This window comes from Paenibacillus chungangensis (assembly GCF_042675905.1).
Lineage (GTDB): Bacteria > Bacillota > Bacilli > Paenibacillales > Paenibacillaceae > Pristimantibacillus > Pristimantibacillus chungangensis.
In genome coordinates this window covers 111,384-130,377 of sequence record NZ_JBHTJZ010000005.1, presented here as the reverse complement: position 1 = coordinate 130,377, position 18,994 = coordinate 111,384, and the positions used below count along the sequence as shown (strand labels likewise).

General features: G+C 48.6%; 15 protein-coding genes and 1 tRNA gene. 3 read left to right on the top strand and 13 right to left on the bottom strand.

All coding sequences use genetic code 11. The features are described 5' to 3' along the window. Nucleotides 1-4 precede the first annotated feature (4 nt). The 8 genes from ACFQ2I_RS03120 to ACFQ2I_RS03085 form a co-directional block, all read right to left on the bottom strand. The gene (locus ACFQ2I_RS03120; RefSeq protein ID WP_377562129.1) at nt 5-910 is read right to left on the bottom strand and encodes a carbohydrate ABC transporter permease; all 906 of its coding nucleotides are present in this window, start codon (nt 908-910) and stop codon (nt 5-7) included. After that, the gene (locus ACFQ2I_RS03115) at nt 910-1,812 is read right to left on the bottom strand and encodes a carbohydrate ABC transporter permease (protein ID WP_377562955.1); all 903 of its coding nucleotides are present in this window, start codon (nt 1,810-1,812) and stop codon (nt 910-912) included. The genes ACFQ2I_RS03120 and ACFQ2I_RS03115 overlap by 1 nt, the downstream gene beginning before the upstream one ends. A gap of 34 nt (nt 1,813-1,846) precedes the next feature. After that, entirely contained in the window at nt 1,847-4,924 is a 3,078-nt protein-coding gene (locus ACFQ2I_RS03110) for an extracellular solute-binding protein (RefSeq protein ID WP_377562127.1), read from the bottom strand. A gap of 16 nt (nt 4,925-4,940) precedes the next feature. Next, on the bottom strand, nt 4,941-6,059 hold the full coding sequence (locus ACFQ2I_RS03105; protein ID WP_377562125.1) for an ABC transporter ATP-binding protein: 1,119 nt from the start codon (nt 6,057-6,059) through the stop codon (nt 4,941-4,943). A 218-nt stretch (nt 6,060-6,277) separates the two neighbouring features. Further along, complete coding sequence (locus tag ACFQ2I_RS03100; RefSeq protein WP_377562124.1) at nt 6,278-7,432, bottom strand: glycoside hydrolase family 88 protein; 1,155 nt, start codon at nt 7,430-7,432, stop codon at nt 6,278-6,280. A gap of 9 nt (nt 7,433-7,441) precedes the next feature. Next, entirely contained in the window at nt 7,442-9,361 is a 1,920-nt protein-coding gene (locus ACFQ2I_RS03095; RefSeq protein ID WP_377562123.1) for a WD40 repeat domain-containing protein, read from the bottom strand. Then, nucleotides 9,358-11,601 (bottom strand): hypothetical protein, encoded by a 2,244-nt coding sequence (locus ACFQ2I_RS03090; RefSeq protein WP_377562121.1) that lies wholly within the window; start codon nt 11,599-11,601, stop codon nt 9,358-9,360. The genes ACFQ2I_RS03095 and ACFQ2I_RS03090 overlap by 4 nt, the downstream gene beginning before the upstream one ends. Nucleotides 11,602-11,650: 49 nt before the next feature. After that, nucleotides 11,651-13,033 (bottom strand): ABC transporter substrate-binding protein, encoded by a 1,383-nt coding sequence (locus ACFQ2I_RS03085; RefSeq protein ID WP_377562119.1) that lies wholly within the window; start codon nt 13,031-13,033, stop codon nt 11,651-11,653. A gap of 128 nt (nt 13,034-13,161) precedes the next feature. Here ACFQ2I_RS03085 and ACFQ2I_RS03080 point away from each other — a divergent pair, with 128 nt between their 5' ends. Then, nucleotides 13,162-13,950: a helix-turn-helix domain-containing protein gene (locus ACFQ2I_RS03080; protein ID WP_377562118.1), complete on the top strand. Its 789-nt coding sequence runs from the start codon at nt 13,162-13,164 to the stop codon at nt 13,948-13,950. Nucleotides 13,951-14,039: 89 nt separating this feature from the next. On the opposite strand, the gene ACFQ2I_RS03075 is transcribed toward ACFQ2I_RS03080, so the two are convergent. The 3 genes from ACFQ2I_RS03075 to ACFQ2I_RS03065 all read right to left on the bottom strand — a co-directional run bounded on the left by ACFQ2I_RS03075 (nt 14,040) and on the right by ACFQ2I_RS03065 (nt 15,691). After that, nucleotides 14,040-14,402 carry an MmcQ/YjbR family DNA-binding protein gene (locus tag ACFQ2I_RS03075; RefSeq protein ID WP_377562117.1) on the bottom strand — a complete coding sequence of 121 codons (363 nt, stop codon included), beginning with the start codon at nt 14,400-14,402 and terminating at the stop codon, nt 14,040-14,042. A gap of 836 nt (nt 14,403-15,238) precedes the next feature. Continuing rightward, nucleotides 15,239-15,499: a hypothetical protein gene (locus tag ACFQ2I_RS03070; protein WP_377562116.1), complete on the bottom strand. Its 261-nt coding sequence runs from the start codon at nt 15,497-15,499 to the stop codon at nt 15,239-15,241. A gap of 36 nt (nt 15,500-15,535) precedes the next feature. Further along, nucleotides 15,536-15,691, bottom strand: a complete 156-nt coding sequence (locus tag ACFQ2I_RS03065; RefSeq protein ID WP_377562115.1) for a hypothetical protein — start codon at nt 15,689-15,691, stop codon at nt 15,536-15,538. 404 nt (nt 15,692-16,095) lie between these two features. Between ACFQ2I_RS03065 and ACFQ2I_RS03060 the strand changes: the two genes are divergently transcribed. Beyond that, the gene (locus tag ACFQ2I_RS03060) at nt 16,096-16,830 is read left to right on the top strand and encodes a tyrosine-type recombinase/integrase (protein WP_377562114.1); all 735 of its coding nucleotides are present in this window, start codon (nt 16,096-16,098) and stop codon (nt 16,828-16,830) included. Between the two features lie 69 nt (nt 16,831-16,899). Next, nucleotides 16,900-17,748, top strand: coding sequence for an Rpn family recombination-promoting nuclease/putative transposase (locus ACFQ2I_RS03055; protein WP_377562112.1), 849 nt, complete (start codon nt 16,900-16,902; stop codon nt 17,746-17,748). A gap of 252 nt (nt 17,749-18,000) precedes the next feature. Here ACFQ2I_RS03055 and ACFQ2I_RS03050 read toward each other — a convergent pair. Then, nucleotides 18,001-18,073 (bottom strand) — tRNA-Ala (locus ACFQ2I_RS03050). 436 nt (nt 18,074-18,509) lie between these two features. Beyond that, entirely contained in the window at nt 18,510-18,992 is a 483-nt protein-coding gene (nrdR, locus tag ACFQ2I_RS03045; RefSeq protein ID WP_377562111.1) for a transcriptional regulator NrdR, read from the bottom strand. Between the last annotated feature and the right edge of the window lie 2 nt (nt 18,993-18,994).

The window sequence follows — 18,994 nt, the reverse complement described above, 5'->3', positions numbered from 1 at the left end:
TACTTTATTTGATACCAGAATGGGCCATCGTGGCGATAACCTTCCGTTGGAACACCAGGAAGACGATTAGCGTCGGCACGATCATCACCAGGGAAGCGGCTGCGGCAGCTCCTTGCCGAGCTACTGAGTTGGCCAGGTTCTGGGTTAAGGTTTGCAGGAAATAAGGGAACGTCTTCATCGCATCGTCCGTCATGAACAGAATTGATGTCTCGTTATTGCCCCATATGTTTTGGAACTGCAGGATCGCTACTGTGGCAACGGCCGGCATACACACTGGCATGACGATGCGCAGGAAGATCGTGAATTCGCGGGCACCGTCTATTCTAGCAGCTTCTAGCAATTCATTAGGCACCTGATCCATGAATTGCTTCATCAGGAACACACTGACCGGCGCCGCGACGTGCGGCAGCACATGGGCCCAGTAGGTGTTCATGATGCCAAGTGAAGACACAACCACATAGCGCGGAATCTGCATCGTCTCGGGCACGAACATCAAGGAAACGATGATTACGAAGAATAAGGCCCTCGCTCCGGGAAATTTGTGTTTCGCCAAGGGATAGGCGCACAGCGCACTGACGACGGTTACCGCTACAGTGGCTAAGACCGCGATCAGGATGCTGTTGAACAAGTAACGCGAGGCCGGGATCGTCGAGTCTCTCGTAACGACGAAGAGCTCGGTGAAATTGGACAGCGTCGGATTCATGACGAAGATATTCGGCGGGAAGATGAATAGCTCCGAGTATGGCTTCAAAGCATGATTGAATATATAGATTAATGGCAGCAGCATAATGAGTCCTAGGCCGAACAATAGGATCGCAATCAAGATCTGTGATCGATCCCATCCGAACAATCGCGAGTCACTGCGCCTCAGCGATGCTATATTGCGCACTTTCAAAACGAGACTTCTCATCACTCATCACCCTTCGTTCCAAACAATCTCCAGCTCAGTCGGTTGGCCAGGAATATGATGATCAACAGCACAACGGACACGGCGGAGGCGTATCCCATCTCGAAGCGGATCAAGCCGTAATCCTCCACGTGGTTTACGAGCAGGTTGCCTGCATACTGCGGGGTAGGGTTCTGACCTGAGAGCTCTACTCCGATATAACCTGCCTTGAATGCTCCCACGATTGCCATGACCGCCGCGAACAGCATCTGCGGCTTCATAGACGGGATTGTGATCAGCCATACCTCTTGCAAGCGGCTGCGGATTCCATCGATGCGGCCAGCTTCATGAAGAGTCTTGTCCACATTCAGGATTCCCGCCAGCATGGCGAGGAAACCGACTCCCATCGATGACCACAAGGTTACCGCGATCATCGAGTTCATCAAGTATTTCTGGTCGAGCACCCATAGTCGCGGCTCCGCGATGAACCCGAAGTTGAGCAGGAAGCTGTTCAAGTACCCGATTCGATCCCCCGACAGGAGGGGGATCCAGATGATCGACATCGCTACGCCGGCGGCCAGGGACGGCGCGTAGAAGGCAATTACATACCAGATCCTTGTATTGTCCGGGATCTGGGCGATCAACCAGGCCAAGATGAAAGAAGCGATGTAGCCCCCTGGACCAACAATGACCGCGAACTTAATCGTGTTCGGCAACGCATACTGCAGGAAGAGGGAATCCTGCGAGAACAAATACTCGTAATGCTTCCATCCGACCCACCGAGGCATCTCCATCCCGTTGAAATAGGTAAAGCTGAGTCCCATCGCAGCCAGTACCGGGATCAGGATGAAGATTGCGAAGGAAATAACGAATGGCGCGATGAAAAAATACGACAGCCGGTGTCGCCAGATCTCCTGAGCCATCATGGTCAAACGGTTGTTGTTGACCAATGAATGAACTTTACGATCCGTTGTTGACATAGCGTTCCACTCCTTCCCATGGCCTGTCGACCTTCGGCAGGTCGAACGTATCGATGATCTTGCCGGACGCGTCCCTGAAGCCGAACTCCGCTTGTTTGCGGATTAGTTCACGGTTGATGTTCAGCACGGCCTTCTCCAGCGAGCTGCGATAGTTCATCCCGTCAATGACCGTCCGGTTCCAGGCATTGTTCAGCTCCCGTGGGATGAAGTAAGAGCCCGGGACGTTGACCATCGACTTGTACCAACGCCACTGCTCTAACAGCGGGTCCAGCTCTTCCGGTGTCCACGGCAGCCGCGCGAATGCGTCGATGTTGGCCGTATTCCAACGAAATGCGGGGCCGTAGAAGCCTTCCAGTTCCGAGCCGAACTGCTCCTGGATCTGGGATGACATCCACCACTGGATGAACTTCCAGCCCCACTCGGGATTGGGCGACTTCTTCATGATCATCGCCGAGCTTTGTCCCCCCGTGCCGGACGCCAGACCGGCTCCGCCGAAGCCGCCTAAGCCCTGGGACAGCATCCCGATGTTGCCGCCGGACCAGCGCTCGATCTCGCCGTTCTCGCCCGGTATGCCGGGAATCGGAGCCATGCCCCACCATCCCGTCAGCTCAGGAGCAGCGACGAGCAGCTGAAGGTACGTATTCAGATCGGCGATGCCGATCGGCATGTCACCATCTCGGAAGTGTTGATAGAAGCTCGGGATCTGACGTTCGATTCCGTATAGGCTGAATAGCTCAGACACTTGCTTGAACGACGCGAAGCCTTCCGGCGAGTCCAACCCGGTGCTCATGCCGTCCTCGGCGTAGAAGTCCGCTCCGTTCTGGTAGACGAAGGTCAGGAATTCGCCTGTAGGGATGAAGAAGTTATACCCATCCTGCTGAAGCGTCGGTAACATCTCGTAGACGTCATCCCACGTCTTCGGCACTTCCAATTCGAGATGGTCTAGTATATCCTTGCGGTAAAACATCATCTTCAGTTGCACTGTCTCGGGCACAGCATAGTACCCGCCGTCATAGTAGTAAGACAACATTGAGCCCGGAGCGAAATTCTCCATAAGCTGGTCGAACCCCTCGAATGTCGACAGATCCACTGCCGAGTTCCGGAAGGCGAACTCTGACGGCCTCCCTTCGTTGATCCCGAGCGCTACATCCGGTGCCTCACCCGTTGCATTGGCCAATACGAGCAGCTCCTCCCGCGGCAGCAGATCGATCTTAACCGGGATGCCTGTCTGCGGCGTAAAGTACTGATCGGCCAGCTCCTGCAACAGGTTGACATAGTCACGGCCATACGCCATCCATACATTCAGCACGTCGTCCTCATTATCAGAGAGCGTGTTGTCCTCGGTGAAGGAACGCCCGAAATTCATGATCCCGCTACGCGTCTTTTCCCAGAAGTTAGCTGTCATCCGCGGAAACTTATCCTTATGCGGCACCAGCATAATCTGATCCAGCGACATCGGCATCTTGGTCAATGAATTCGTTATGGACGCTACCTTGGATTGCACCATTGACAGCGTATCCTTTTTGCTCGGAATGTTGTTCGGGTATTTGACCAGATCGTCGAGATCCGAGATAGACGTCAGCAGCGACTGATAGTTGTTGTCCTTTTCGCCATTGCCCTCCAGCCAGAGGTCGGCCATCGTAGTTAGTGTGGATTGGATGCGAACAAGCGCTTCCGGAATTTCAGGGAAATTCATTTCGATGTCCCAGGTGCGGTTCGGGTCGTCGTCTCCCTTGGTCAGCACTTGCAAGTCTCGAGAGACCATACCCAGCTCCTGGATGACTTGCTCCAGCAACACCTGCAATTCTTTGTGCGGCGAGTAGGTTACGCTCATCGACAACGTATGCTTGCCGGCTTCCAGGTAGAAGGCATAAGGTTCTTGCTTTTCATCTTCGATGACTACTTTCTGCCAACTGCCGCTATAGGGGATACCGTAAGCCAGCATCTCGCGGAACGGTACTTCTCCATCGATCATGATCTTGCGGAAGGAGGTGACGTTGGACTGTAGGTTATTCAGCGCCCTCAGCGCAATGTTGTACCATCCGTCCCGCTCGACGGCAAATTCCCAAGTGATCGTCTCGCCGCTGTCGTTCCAGCGATTGCCCCCTACGCCATTGAAGATCGCGTCACCGTCTGCTTGCGGTGTCATGAAGGCGTCCTGGTCGCTTAATATCTGGATCGACACCTCGTTTTTCTCGGCCATATGCTCAGCCTCGATCACGATGGGTTCGGCTTCGAAAGACTCATAGGCCGGATACTGCGCTAATGCTTGCTTATAGTCTGGCACACTGCCGGGCGGCCTGAACTGAATCGTATCCAGAACGAGCGGGGAGAAGCCTCGGAAGCGCAAGACATGCTTACCCTCGGTCAGGTTCCACAGCAGCGGCCCCGTATACGAATCCTCGCGATCAGTGACGGCGACTTCCGCCCAGCGATTGATCTCGATCGGCTTCGGTCGGACGTGATCGCCGAACCGGTCGAGCTTAAGGGGCATCTCGTCCCGGAAAAATCTCGGAAAGCTGATCGAGCGGGCTTCCCGGAACGGAAACTTGCCATCCCATGAGACGGCCAGCGTAGCGGGACGATACGATGGGCTCTCGTTATCGTCGCTATAGCTGTGGTAGCGCACGACCATCTCGTACAGACCGGTCTCGGGCACCTCCACCTCGTACTCGACCCAGTTGTCCCGCGTATTGCGCCACACCAACGCTTGCTCGGTGCCGTTGTACATCTGCACACTTAGTTCTGTTTCACTCGATGCCGCTGTATAATCCTTGGCCTGGATACTGAAGCTTTGTCCGCCATCAGGGATGCCGGCTTCCCGCCACTCCTGGCTAACGACGTGGTACATCGAGCCGAATTGCTCCTCGATGAAGGCGTACAGATCGTTCAACGCGCTGTACTCATCACCGGCTGCTTCTCCTACATCGTCCGCCTCTGCCGGTCCCGGCCCCAACAATGCGTTCATGGCTAGCAGCGTTAGCGAGAGCGTGATCGCCATCAGGAACATCGTTATCCTGCCCTTACCGGAGCTCCGGTTTTGATTGCCCACAATCATGGTTCTCACCCTTTCCTCAATCCGTAATGCGTTCGTTGCTGTCGCGATCGAAGAAGATCGCCTTGTGCATGTCCATCGCCAGATGCACCTTCTCCTCGTCGCCGAATTGATGACGCGGATTGACGCGAACGATCATATCCTGCTCCGTGCCGACGTCGATATAGAGAAAACGGTCGGCGCCCATCAGTTCATTCGACTTGTGGACGCCGTGGAACGTGGCGTTCGGATGCTCCTCATGAACGTTCGCTTCGTTGCTGATATTTTCAGGACGTACACCGAGGATCACGCTGCGGTCGACCAGATTGCGTTCGCGGAGCGCCCGCGCCTTCCCTTCCGGAATCCCGAGTGTGAAGCGGCGCGTATGGAACTCCAGCTCCCCCCCGTGTTCCTTGATCTTCCCGGTGATGAAATTCATTGGAGGCGATCCGATGAAGCTTGCCACGAACATATTGTTCGGCAAGTTGTAGATACCTTCCGGTGTATCCACCTGCTGGATGACACCGTCCTTCATGACGACAATGCGGTTACCCATCGTCATCGCTTCCGTCTGGTCGTGCGTTACGTAGATGGTGGTGACGCCGATCTGTTTGTGCAAGCGGATGATCTCAGTCCGCATCTGCACACGCAATTTGGCGTCCAGATTAGATAATGGTTCGTCCATCAGGAACACCTGCGGATTGCGCACAATTGCCCGACCGAGCGCCACACGCTGGCGTTGACCGCCGGAGAGCTGCTTCGGCTTACGCAGCAGGAACTGCTCGATCTCCAAAACTCGGGCCGCCCGCCTCACGTTAAGATCGATCTCGTGCTTCGGCATCTTGCGCAGCCGCAGACCGAAGGCGATATTCTCGTATACGCTCATATTGGGATACAGCGCATAATTCTGGAACACCATCGCGATGTCTCTGTCCTTCGGAGGTAGATCGTTGATCTTCTCGTCATTGATGAACATTTCGCCTTCGCTGATATCCTCGAGACCGGCTACCATGCGCAGTGTGGTGGATTTGCCGCAGCCCGATGGTCCGACGAAGACGACGAACTCCTTGTCATGGATCTCCAGATTGAAGTCCTTAACCGCATAGGTGTTGTCCTTCCCATACTTCTTATACACATGATTGAACAAAATTCGCGCCACTCCGCAGCACCTCATTTCCCCGTAATGCACCCAAGCAACAACCTGCATCACTTGAAAGCGTTTCCTATATATCCAACATTGTAAATGACCGTGTGTGAATTTGGTGTAAAGATAAGCTTCGCGCCTTCCCAACTGTCACAACATGAATAGAGAAGCAAAAGGATGAGCAGAGGTAGTATCTCGCTCATCCTTCTCTTGCTCATTCAGCGCCAGGCTGCTCATGACTTGGAGTCAGGCATCCGCCCTCCGCGCTCGTACCAGTAGCCTGTTATGCCCCGCTCAAGGCGAAGCAAAGCTTCCAAATAAAAATAATCGCCCCAGATCATGTAGTCATCAGGCCCCAGATCGCCTCGAACATGATAGGAGCCATGGCGGAGCAACCCTTCGGCATCCTCTTCGCCTTGCGTAGCATAGTGCTCCACAAGCGAGGTCATGGATGAAGCCACGGCGTCCATTAATAGCTGACGCTCGGGGTCCTCCTCCTTCAGATGCGAGACAATCTCCAGCATCCCGCAAGCAGCGATAGCAGAAGCCGAGCTGTCCCTCGGCGTATCACCGTCGATAGGTGCGTCGAAATCCCAGTAAGCCACCTTATCCTCAGGCAGATGGTCTAGGAAATAACGCGCTGCCCGCTGTGCGGATTCCAGATAGCGCTCATCGCCGGTGTATCGGTGCGACAGCGCGAAGCCGTAGATCGCCCAAGCCTGACCTCTCGCCCAGGTAGATCCGTCATGATAGCCTTGATGCGTCCCGCCGCCGAGCGGAGCGCCGCTAGCTTGATCGAAGTAGAAGGTGTGGTACGAGGAATCATCTCCTCGCATCAGGTAACGACGGCTCTTGTCGGCATGGATTAATGCAGCTTGCTTATAGCGTTCATCGCCAGTTTGCTCGGTGGCCCAATACAGAAGCGGGATGTTCATCATGCAGTCGATAATGATACGTCCCCCGTTCACCTCATCTCCTGCCGGCCCCCAGGCCTGCAAGTAATGACCACTCTCACGCCATCTCGTCATCAGATGGTCGGCAGCGTCCAAAGAGAGCCGTCTGCCCTCTTCATCTCCCGTCACTATCCAAGCAGCTAAAGCCGATGGAAGATACAAGAAGCCGATATCATGATGATCGATAGCTCGCTTCATCTCGAGGCGCTCTCTAAAACTGTCTACTTGCTCCATTGCCGCATCTTTGAAGAAAGCATCCTGTGAATATTCATAGCAAAGCCATACCATCCCGGTATAAAACCCTTCGATCCAGTCTCCATTTTCACCCCAATTATATCTTTTCTCCGATGTTATATGCGGATAGAGCCCGCTGTGACGCATAAGGTTCGCCCGCGTCTTGGCTAATGCGTCATCGATTGCAGATTGCCATAACATAATCTCTGCTCACTCCTTCCTAATTGTCATTGGATGCGGTATAGGTGTATCCGCCATACTGCTTTGCAATCGATACAAAGCAGGACCACGAGCAAAGTAAATACTTCCGTTCCCGTCAAGGGCAAACAAATGAGCGTCGTCTCCAAGGATCGTGACTTCCGCTGAGATCGGATCAAGTCGGATCAGTTGATTAAGGATATTGCCATATATGAAACCATCCGTGTGCCTGGCCAAAAACCCGCTTCTCCAGCAATGAGAAGTGCTGCCCCACTGATAAGGGGCTACATCGATACAAGACGTTACTGTCAACGATCTCGTATCGAAGCGGAATAGCTTCCCTGCGGTCGCCCCCCATAATACACCGCTCTCATCGAAACATAAAGCCGTTACCGCTCTTTCTCCAACAATCGGCACACCTTCCCATACGACCTTCTTCTCTTCCATGTCCCATACAAATAACTTACCGTCTCCGCCGGCTGGCGTGCTGCCCAAGCCTCCCCATACCGAAGTTCCTCCATACAGATATCCGTCGTTATAAGCCAATGCGATCACACTATGCTCTTCTACAACGTTTCGGAATATCTCCCACTCTTTGGTTAACGGATCAAGGAGAGTTAGCGCTCCCCCTCGTTTGCCATAAGAGGGTACTGTCCCGATAGCAATCAAGGTGCCCGCTGACACTATGGCAAATGGACGATCCTGCGACATGTCGGACAGGCTGAATAGGTACTCTGGATTGTGTTTAGCCTCCCATGTCTCCTCAGGATCATAGCCATACAATATTCCATGCGGGTACACTCCCATGTAGAGCTTCCCTTGATGAAAAGTCATATGCTCTATTTGACCTATACCGCTGAAAGTACTCATCTTCTCCAGCTTTGAATCCCAGACCGCTAAGCCACCAGAGAAGTATCCGCCTATACCTACATACCTTGCGTTTCCTGTAGAGAATGATTGCAATTTTGTAGGAGGGCCAGTGAGACTTGGCGTTTTGACCACATGCTGATGGGTATAAGGATTGTATATCCAGTAGGTACCGTCTTCTTCTATGCTAAGGAGACTTTCACCCGGGAATCCCGGTTGATCCCAGTGCAACCAGCCGAAACCTCTCGACCTCTTCGAGGATAGGGCTATTGGCGTCTTAGTTCGAAGCTCCGGTACATAGCGCATTAACTTATTATTTGCGATAAGATATACAGATCCTTCACCATTCGCAGGCGATATATTAAGACCATCTCCTCCATCAAGCTCATCTACCCATTGCTCTTGCTGCAGATTGTATATCGATACCGTGTTAGACGGAGTAGAGCGAGCATATAAATAAGGAAATGAAACATCAAGATCATATACAAAGGTATCTTCTTGCAGCTTCGCAGGCATAGATAATAGAGAGCGACCTCCGGTGTCAAGATTCAGTACTACGATATCCGCTTTCTCCGAGCCTAATCCGGCGTAGAGGGTCTGATCATACACTGCAAGACTGCGAACGTATGCCTGACCGTCCGCCATAGAACCATAATCCGTAAACTGTTCGGTGACTGTGTCAAATTTATATACACGTCCCGTAGGGTAGGTACCTCCGTAGATGTTCCTGCTTCCATCGCCAATCAACCGCCATAAGTAGGTTTCTCCTTCGATCGGCACCCCCAGATCCTCCACTTCGCCTCCCGGAATATAGCGAAAGAGCTTGGTGCTTGCCGCTATGTACAGCGCGCCGCTCTGCCATTGCACGCCCCAACATGTATGACTGTCCGGGATTTCAGCACGATGAATACACAGGCCTTCCTTCACATCTATGACATGCAGAATACAAGGCTGTCCTGAAGAAACCGCAAAAATGACGGCTCCAAATGGCGATTGGGAAGTGTATACGGCTGCACAGATGTGTACCGAGTGAATAGGTACCCCTAGCTGTTTTTCAAAGTTCATCTTCCTAATCCCCCCGGAACCCGATAGATCCTTCCTTCCCCGGCAGGAACAGTCAGTAGGATCCCTTCACTCGCTTCTGATTGAATGAGCGAATGATCTGTAAGATCCTGCAGCTCTGTCTTATCCGGTATATTGACTTGTACTGCTTCCATTCCGAAATTAGCAATCACCATATATCGCTGACCGTCTGCTCCAAGAAGCTCCACTCCCCTGAGATCCGGATGGTTAAAGTCTGGGATAACGAGCTTTCCCGCATCTCGACAGTATTCACCTGTATAGTCACCATCACGATTCGATTGAAGAATATAGCCAGCGTCCCAGATCTCCTGATTGGCATCGAACGATTGCAATCCAATCTCGCATATGCCGCAGATCTCATCTGCGTATAAGCTCCCCTCTTCTCTGTCGTGTTTTAGTCCAATCTGACGTTTACCCGGTCGGTAGATCGTGAGTTCCTCAGCGCCATACGCAGCGATAATTCCCAGATGGTTATCTATATTGATCCATTGCGAACCTGTAAGCATGGCTTCCTCCATGCTTCCCATCCCCTGTACATCTATAGAACCGCCTTCGAACGTATACTTTCGGTAATTATCATTAAAAATATCATTAGGAACAACCAGATGAAGTCCCTTCACACTCTGAACAAAGCACCTGCGACTCAGCGTCTTTGCCTGTTGCAGAACTACCATATGTGTGTTGTCAGGGAGAACGGCGCAAACGATTTTATTGCGGGCAATATCCTCTTCTTGCTTGCCTTCAGCCAATAATCCTCTCGTGTTAATAACCGTGCTTCCCCATGTAATGAATCCATCGTCGAATGTATCTCCGCCATAGCAATCTATTTTTTGCTCCGTTACTTGTCCTAGTCCTTTTAGCTCGCCTGCCAAGTTTTCCCGCCATTCCGCCATATGGCTGGCATCCGAAGGAACGCATAAACCTTGAGGTTTCTCAGCCGCTCTCCATACCCAGGAAGCAATCCTATCTTCACTTCGTTGCAAGTAAGCGCCGTGATAGGAATCATGCCATTTATAGTGAACGGGTTGGTGCTCTTCCACCACTGATGGCACGGATCCTATCAATGACTCCCAAGCCAGCCCCATAGACAGGGCGGCTGCTCGATCAGATTCTAACCGGGTGAAATATAACGGAGAGCGTCGGGCCAATGACGTGCAACGAGCTGAGAAGAAGGTTCCATCTCCGCTTGCATCCATCTCTCTGACGATCTGCTTCAACCAACCGGTCTCCAAATCGCTGCATGCGTGGTCCTCATATAGATCCCTCGCCAGCAGCCACACCGGTATAACGTAGTCTTGACAGTAAGAATATCGAATGCGCGTGTCCCCGCCAATTCGCAATAGACGACCATCTGGAAAAGTAAAGGCCTTGACAACCTCCCACAGCTCTTGAAGGTGGTGAGTTAATGCTTCAGGCACAGCCCATCCCATGGATCGGCACTTAAAATGAAGCATCGCCGCATTAGACAGACAAATGACCATATAGCCCACATTCAAGTACCCATGATGATTCAAGGCATAGGAGTCAAAAAAATTGGCGTCGATATGCAGATCTGATACTTTCCTGTGATTATATAGCGTATCGCTAAGAGCATCAGAGGAAACCGATATCGCATTGACTAGAAAACGGTCCGCTTTATCTTTATACTCTGCAGCGCGAGGAGCATCCGGATACATTAGAGCTGTACGATATAGAAGCGACCCGTTCCACAAGTTGCTCTCCGGCTTATTTCTGTGTTCTTCATGATACATCCCCGCTATAATCGTGTAACGATCCAGCAACCAATCGCATTCAGAAATCAATACTTTCCTAAGCAGCAATCGATCCTTATCCATTAAATAGCCATCTATCGCATCGACGCCATGCATCATGCGCTCAATTCCCAGCGCACTGATCCATGTATGGCCCCAGGAGGAGCCATCCGTACAGTGATAGCTCCCTTCCAGGTGGCTCTCTAAAGAAAATCTTAGTAACTTTACAGCCAATTTGGTAAGCTCTTCTTTGGACATTCCGGCATGAACGATAAGATTGTCTCCCTCGACAGCAAGCATAGCTACAGCTGCAAATGCCTTCTGATTCGTCTGGACTCCCCAATCCCCTTCTCCTGTGCCATAACAACATAAGTCGGGCCGATCTGGACAATGATACAAGTATGGCTTCATCCCTCGTACCCATCGTTCCAGCAATCCTGCATACGATGCCTTATTTCCAGTGATCTTCAACATTTCCACTCCTATATAAACATACTCTATCTTTTAAGAATAAGCTGACCTATTGCTTAAGCTCTTCGATTAGCTTGTTAGCCGCCTCTTCGGCAACTCTAAATTCAGTATTAAGATCTGTCTCGCCAAGCGCGAGGGGCAAGATATTTTTTCTGAACAGCGCCTCGACCTTGGTATCATAGGCTGATTTCGGGGAGATCGCTGCCGGGTTATCATAAAAAGCGGATCGTATATTTTTATCTGTGAAGTTCGTATCCTGCCCGTAGGATTCGATAACCGCATCACTTGTGACTACAGGCAACGCACCGCTTTTAGCCACCTCAGTTTGGTATTCATCCGAAACCAGATACTTTATAATCTCCATGGATTGTGCTTTGCTAGTGGAAACAGTCGACACTCCCCAGTAGGTCGGATATAGCTGTGGACCCACTCCCGGCGCAGCGCTAAACTCTGGCAGCCCTATTAGATCCCAATTAAAGTGAGACATGTCAAAATTCAAATGAGTATTCGCCACTGCAGCGATCATAGCTACATCTTGATCCTTCACGAAGTTGGCAACACCAGGGAAATTATTCTTCTCGCGCAAATAGTCCTGATAACCCGGAGCCTGAGCTGTTCTGATAATAAATGTGTCATAAAGCGTTCTCCAGAATTCATAGTCATTAAGCGTTACCTTATCGGTTTCAGCATCAACGTAAGGCAGTGAGAATGGATTCATCCGGAGAAGATGTCCAAACACAAAGCCGAGTCCCGCATACTGCTTGTCATCAACTACACGGGTCAATTGTCGATTCAATTTAAGTATATCGTCCCATGACATCCCATCAGTTGGGTAATCCACACCGAATCTGTCAAATAAATCTTTATTGTAATACAACGACATCGTATTATTCAGTACCGGAAGCGCATACATACCTCCGTTAGAGATAGACTTCATGGCCTCCATCATAGTGGGTTCAATTTTACTAGTATCTACCTTATGCTGACTGATCAGATCGGTCATGTCATATTGCATTTCGACTTGCAATGCATTTGAAAATTGAGCTACAGATTCCCAGTAAATATCAATTTCCGTTCCGCCTGCAATCAAGGAATTGTAATTTACACCGTTACCATGTTGAATATAAGTAATGTTATGTTGGGGAAACTTCTCACGTATCTTGTCTCCGTACCGAGCGTTGAATGCTTCTTCCGTCCAACCGCTGCTGGAGTGAATCACAATTTCTGCAGGCTCTAACCCTAGCGCCGGCTCCTCTTCTTTCGGGCTATTCTCATCCGACGTCGGTGTTTCCGTTTGACTACTCACCGGCTTCTCCGCGTTGGTGTTCGCGTTTCCGTTGTTCGAATTAGAACTGCAAGCACCTGTCACTACTGCAATCATCAACAATACCATTAATCCGGTAAAAAACGACGATTTCAATTTTTTATTCATGCCTGTTTCCCCCTATGAATTCATATTTAACTGCTGACTTCAATCCAAGTATAAATTATTGTATTTTTTAATAACATGTCTATAATAAGTGATAATCATATCCTTTTTTGCACGGAGGAGAATACGCTATGAACACTTATATACTATCTCTTGATACAAAATTGCACATTTACTTGTATTCTGGATTATTAGAAAGGTTTCGCTATCCGTACAGAACCTATAAGGAGTGGGGACTGTTAACCGCAGAGAAGGGATCCTTTCGTTATACCATAGGAGAAGAAACAGGCGAAGTTAAAGTGGGCGAGGCCGTACTCTGTCCTCCCAACGTCACACTGCATAGGGCCACCGACTCCCCCATTGCTTTTCACTTTATTCGTTTTCATGTTAAAGCAACCGACTTGCATGGCAATCAGATCGACTTTCCGTACCATGGAAAACTTTTATTCCGAAATTCATCTCGTTTTCTATCTTCCTTAGTCTCCATGCGGCATTCGCTGGAATCTAATTCTTATCATTATATCAACCATCTCTTAAATGACATCTTATATCAGTACATCGAAGAAAATACCTATCATAAAAGAAATGAAATGCCGAAGGATCCTTCAATTATCGAAGCTTTACGGTACATCAATGAAAATGCATCAACAAGTATCAGCATGAATTTTGTTAGTTCTCATGTTGGATTAAGCCAATCCCAGTTCACACGCAAATTCCAGAAGGAAGTGGGAGTAAACCCGATTAAATACTTGACTACCCTGCGAATACAAAAAGCAAAAAGCCTGTTAGTGGAAACGGAGGACTCTCTTGAGGACATTGCTTTGCAATGCGGCTACCAGAGCGCTTTTTATTTAAGTCGTGTTTTCCTCAGAGAAACGAGTATTAATCCATCCGAATATCGAAAAGCATACAGAGTGTAAGAGTTAACAATTCAACTTTGTCGGCCATGTATCCATCTAATGTTGTTGTCGCGTGAATAAGACATTTGTCATAATCATAACTCCTTCAATTAAATATCGTTATCTCCTGTCTTCTCGCTTTCAGCGTAAGCCTTCACAACTTTTTTAGGAGATACAAGTCTCCATGCCAGCATAAGCAAATCTCGAAACTCATCGGGCTTCACACGATCTATACGAACGATCATGAAAGTCAGGTTATTGAAACTATCGGGCATACGAAAGACCTCGGGCGCCATTGCTGTATAAGCCAGTCGGTCGTCTATTGTAGTTTTGATTACCAGAGATACCTCGTCCGGTTGAATGACCGCAAAAATTTTGTTCCGTACGCGAAAGGAAGGCTTTCCCCAATGCTCGAATTCTTCCGTTTCTGGAAAGGATAACGCCAAGCTTCGAACTTCATCAATAGTTACCACGAACCTCACCTCCGACGAAAATCGTTAAATTCCAATGGTTTCCGAAAGGAACCTCCACTCCTCCACTGCGCAGAGTCCAGAGTCGCCACTTCCTTTTTCGATATCATACACCTTGCACATCTCAGACACCAAGCGCTTTTTCGCCAGAATCAAAAGAAGCTGTTAATTACAGGAACGCAAATAAGAAAAAAGCGGCATCTCTGCCGTTTCTGTCTACCGCTAAAAGTCCTCATCGACTAAGCTTCGTCAGCATTTGAAGCAGGCCTACGATGACTACTCTCTTCATTCCTTGCGCGCGGACTGAACCCCGGAGTTGGCCCCCTTGCGGGGCCCCATACAAAAAACGCCATCATAAATTGTGATGGCGTTCTTGTTAGTATGGAGCCTAGGGGGATCGAACCCCTGATCTCATCGCTGCCAAGGTTTATCCGTTGTTATCGCAGGACCAGGTAATGTGACTCTGAATGATTCCCATCCGAGCACGAATAGCCTTACATAAGACAAAACACAAGCAAGCGGTCGCAACCGATAACCTGTGTCATTTTCAAATTGATAATTAACCTTATTATATCTGGCTCATATGCTTAAAATATTCGATATAGCATACGTTCATATCCTCTGAAAAGGAATAATACACAACAAATTTATCAACAATAATTTTATAACTGCCCTGCCAATGTGACTTGTTTACTGGCATTGGTTTGCATTAAAGCAATCTTACCTTCTATCCGATCAAGAAGTCTAAGCTTAATTCAACAATTTCTTGTTCTGAAAAATGACGGCTCCAGATACTATTAAAAGCCTCTCGTGACGTGTCCAACCAAATATACTTCACTTTATAAATCGCCTCTGCGAATCATTTCACGCATCTCATCGGATGTGTAGTAATTCCCCGATTGAATATCTCTTTTCGCTTGCATCAGTATTTCCATTAGTTCAGGGTCACTTTCCACATCTTCTTTAACAGTCGTATTCCGCATATCCTTCTCGGAAATAGTCGAGATTTCATACCTTACGCCTTTTATTTCAAATATGGTTTCTCCATCATTCATAATTCCCTCTATCACATCCGCTTGATGTCCTTCGAGCTTTTTCAATTGAACACCACCTCACAACTAGTCATTTTCACTGGCTCATCTTTCCTGATACTGTGGCGTGAGCTTGCCATTTTTATCAACAATACCGGCTTTATTTAAAAAACCCAAAGATTCTTCGGGCGATTCTTCTTTTATCTTCCTAATGTACTCATCCATTTGTCCAATGTATTTTTTATGTTCAGCAATTGTCATTGTGACATCACCTCACCAAATTCTACTCAAATTATACCACAGAGTAACCCTTACTCCTATAGTTGTGTAATCGCTCTTTGCAAATGTGAGAAGTGCCGCGTTATATTCAGCTTCACTTCAACCTGAATTACGAAAGTGCATAAGTACAAGCTTCTCCTAAAAGCGAGGTAGGAAATATCATCCAGTTATGGTGGTGATTTTTCAACAAGTTTAGAGTCTTTGTAGAAATTGCAGACAACTTCCCCCTCCCCACATGAAGGGGCAACGGAGTTTCCAATACTTATTTTGGGATTATCAATCATTCCAATAATATACTTTTTCGTTCCATTCGAAGCCACACCCAGCGGTTTTGGAACGACTCAGCCAGCTTCAAGGTAAACTGACGACCGCTTCGAACTACCCAAATGATTGAGAAATTTTATGCCCATCTCTCTAATTCCAGTCGATTATCTGAGCGCTCAATTCAGGATATCCATAAAATAATAAAAAGCTCGTTCAAAACGGCAGTAAAGAGAAAGTATCTTTCCTCTAGTCCAGCAGAGGAGGCTCAGGCTCCAAAAGTTCCCAGCAAAGAAATGATGGTGTGGGACTTAAATGAAACAACTCGATTTCTTAAAGCATCCGAAAAGCATGAACTATATATCGCTTTTGAACTGGCTCTAACGACTGGAATGCGTCAATCCGAAATATTAGGACTAAGATGGAAAGACATAGACTTCGACGAAGGTGTCCTGCATGTTCGCCAAACCTTGAGCCACGATGGTAAAAAAATTTATCAGGATACAAAAACAAAAAGCAGCAAACGAACCATCAGCTTAGTTGATCGGACGTTAGATATTTTAAAAGATCAACGCAAGAAATACAAAAAGCTAAAACTTGCAGCTGGATCGGACTTTCAAGATCATGATCTTGTCATTTCCACCAAAAGAGGCACCCCTATTAATCCACGAAATCTACTCCGTTCCTTCTACTCACTTATGAAGAAGGCTGAAGTTCCAAACCGCAATATCAATCCAAAGGTAGTCAAGGAATTATTAGGACATTCTGACATTCGTGTAACTCTAGACACGTACAGCCATGTCTTACCTTCCGTTCACAAAGAAACCGCTAAAAAATTCGGCAGTATGCTTTTTGGTTGACCCTCGACACCACCTTCAAAATCAGTCTGAAAGCATGGTATAATAAGAAGAAATGGAATTGATTGTCAAATGCCGGAACTGCTTGATCCCCGGAATGATTTCGTCTTCAAACGTATTTTTGGCAGTGAAGAAAATAAGGATGTACTTCTCGCTTTCCTGAATCGTACATTTGCGGAATCCGGCGAAGCTCCTTTAACGGAAATCGTTCTACTCAATCCATATACGGATAAAGACGCTCCGCTCGACAAACAGTCCATCTTTGATATTTGGGCGAAGACGGTGGAAGGCAAGCTGCTTAACATCGAGATGCAGCTTTTCAATAAATACGATATCGAGAAACGGACGCTTTATTACTGGAGTAAACGCTACTCCAGCCAGTTGCAAGAAGGGCAGACCTACAAGGAACTAAAGAAATGCGTCACCATCAATATCTTGAACTACTCCTTTATTCCAAACGATCGTTATCATAATGTGTTTCATTTAAGGGAAGATCATACGGGCCTTGAATTATCTGACGATATCGAGGTGCATTTCATGGAACTGACCAAGTTAAACGATCAGGCTATTCCTCTGGAGGGCGGATTGATTAATTGGCTGCTGTTCCTAAAAGGAGCTGACAAATCAAGTTGGGAGGTGCTGAAGATGAACGAACCCACATTGAAGAAAGCGATGGACACGCTGGAGTTTCTAAGCCAGGATCAGGAGGCTCGCCGCTTATATGAGGAGCGGCAAAAGTATTTGCATGACGAGGCGTCCATGATTGAGTGGGCGACGGAAAAAGGTATGGCTAAAGGAGAGCGCAAAAAAGCCATCGAGATTGCCAAGAACATGCTTTCATTGGGACTTGATGTTGAGATCATCACAAAAGCCAGCGGACTCTCTACAACAGAAGTTGAATCGCTCAAATCGATTCAATAATAACACTTCAATTAACTAACCGCCTTTTACTGAGGTGTTGAACCAAAGCATATAATCGCCTTGCCCTTATTCAAAAGGACAAGGCGATTGCTTTTTTTATGCAGAAACACGATGTTCTCATATACGCTCAAGCGCTCAAAGTTCTCGATTTTTCTCCAAAAAAATCGGTACTGTGACCATCAGTCCCATTTCAAGCATAGAAAAAACCGCCAAACACTCGGAATCCCTTGTGTTTAGCGGCTTTATTGGGTATGGAGCCTAGGGGGATCGAACCCCTGACCTCATCGCTGCCAGCGATGCGCTCTCCCAGCTGAGCTAAGGCCCCGTGATATAATTGCAATTTCGCCTTAACTTAAGCTTTTCTTCCAGGTACACTAGAAGAAATGCCCGAATCAGCGACAAGATTGATAATATCATACGAGCGTAATGATTGTCAATACATCTTTTCATGCATTATTTTGCGTATCTTAGTCGCCACTGAATTGACGCACCATTAAACAAATCACACCTAACTGCTGTCGATAGCATGGATAATATACCCATACTCCACGGAGAGAGGAAGCCCACTTCGAGGGCACCTCCCTATATCCGATCATTGTAATGCAGAGCCGGCGAACAACAGTCCGCTTCAACTCGGGGGCAGTATCCATCATCAGCTCATCGAGCTGCCGCAGGTCATGGCGCCTGAGCGTGGGACTTCTCCATCAAATCATCAATGAAATCCGCCCATTTCCTTCCTATGATGGCCCCCTCATCAATCATTAACCGTTCTGATCGCTGTCGTTCATCGGATGCTTCGACAGCAGACTGCTCAGCTCCTTCATGAACATGTCGATATCTTTGAATTGGCGATATACGGATGCGAAGCGCACGTATGCTACTTCATCGACGGGATAGAGCAGATTCATGACGATTGTGCCGATCTCGCTGCTGTCGATCTCAGCGTGTGCTGTCGTCCGCAGCTCCTTCTCGACTTCCGATACGATTACTTCCAGCCGTTCTACCGGAACTGGCCGCTTCTCGCATGCCCGAATCAGACCTCGCAATATTTTGTCCCTGCTGAACTCTTCCCGGCTTCCATCCTTTTTAATAACGATGAGCGGCGTCTCTTCAATCATCTCGAACGTTGTGAATCTGTTCTTGCACTGCTCGCACTCACGACGTCTGCGAATCGACTTGTTCTCGTTCGCCGGTCTGGAGTCCAGCACTTTCGTGCCTGCGTAGTCGCAGTATGGACACTTCATCC

Excerpts from the sequence above, each read along its gene's own strand:
- ACFQ2I_RS03120 (WP_377562129.1), bottom strand. The coding sequence starts at position 910 with ATGAGAAGTCTCGTTTTGAAAGTGCGCAATATAGCATCGCTGAGGCGC.
- ACFQ2I_RS03115 (WP_377562955.1), bottom strand. The coding sequence starts at position 1,812 with ATGATGGCTCAGGAGATCTGGCGACACCGGCTGTCGTATTTTTTCATC.
- ACFQ2I_RS03110 (WP_377562127.1), bottom strand. The coding sequence starts at position 4,924 with ATGATTGTGGGCAATCAAAACCGGAGCTCCGGTAAGGGCAGGATAACG.
- ACFQ2I_RS03100 (WP_377562124.1), bottom strand. The coding sequence starts at position 7,432 with ATGTTATGGCAATCTGCAATCGATGACGCATTAGCCAAGACGCGGGCG.
- ACFQ2I_RS03095 (WP_377562123.1), bottom strand. The coding sequence starts at position 9,361 with ATGAACTTTGAAAAACAGCTAGGGGTACCTATTCACTCGGTACACATC.
- ACFQ2I_RS03085 (WP_377562119.1), bottom strand. The coding sequence starts at position 13,033 with ATGAATAAAAAATTGAAATCGTCGTTTTTTACCGGATTAATGGTATTG.
- ACFQ2I_RS03080 (WP_377562118.1), top strand. The coding sequence starts at position 13,162 with ATGAACACTTATATACTATCTCTTGATACAAAATTGCACATTTACTTG.
- ACFQ2I_RS03065 (WP_377562115.1), bottom strand. The coding sequence starts at position 15,691 with ATGACAATTGCTGAACATAAAAAATACATTGGACAAATGGATGAGTAC.
- ACFQ2I_RS03060 (WP_377562114.1), top strand. The coding sequence starts at position 16,096 with ATGATTGAGAAATTTTATGCCCATCTCTCTAATTCCAGTCGATTATCT.
- ACFQ2I_RS03055 (WP_377562112.1), top strand. The coding sequence starts at position 16,900 with ATGCCGGAACTGCTTGATCCCCGGAATGATTTCGTCTTCAAACGTATT.
- nrdR (WP_377562111.1), bottom strand. The coding sequence starts at position 18,992 with ATGAAGTGTCCATACTGCGACTACGCAGGCACGAAAGTGCTGGACTCC.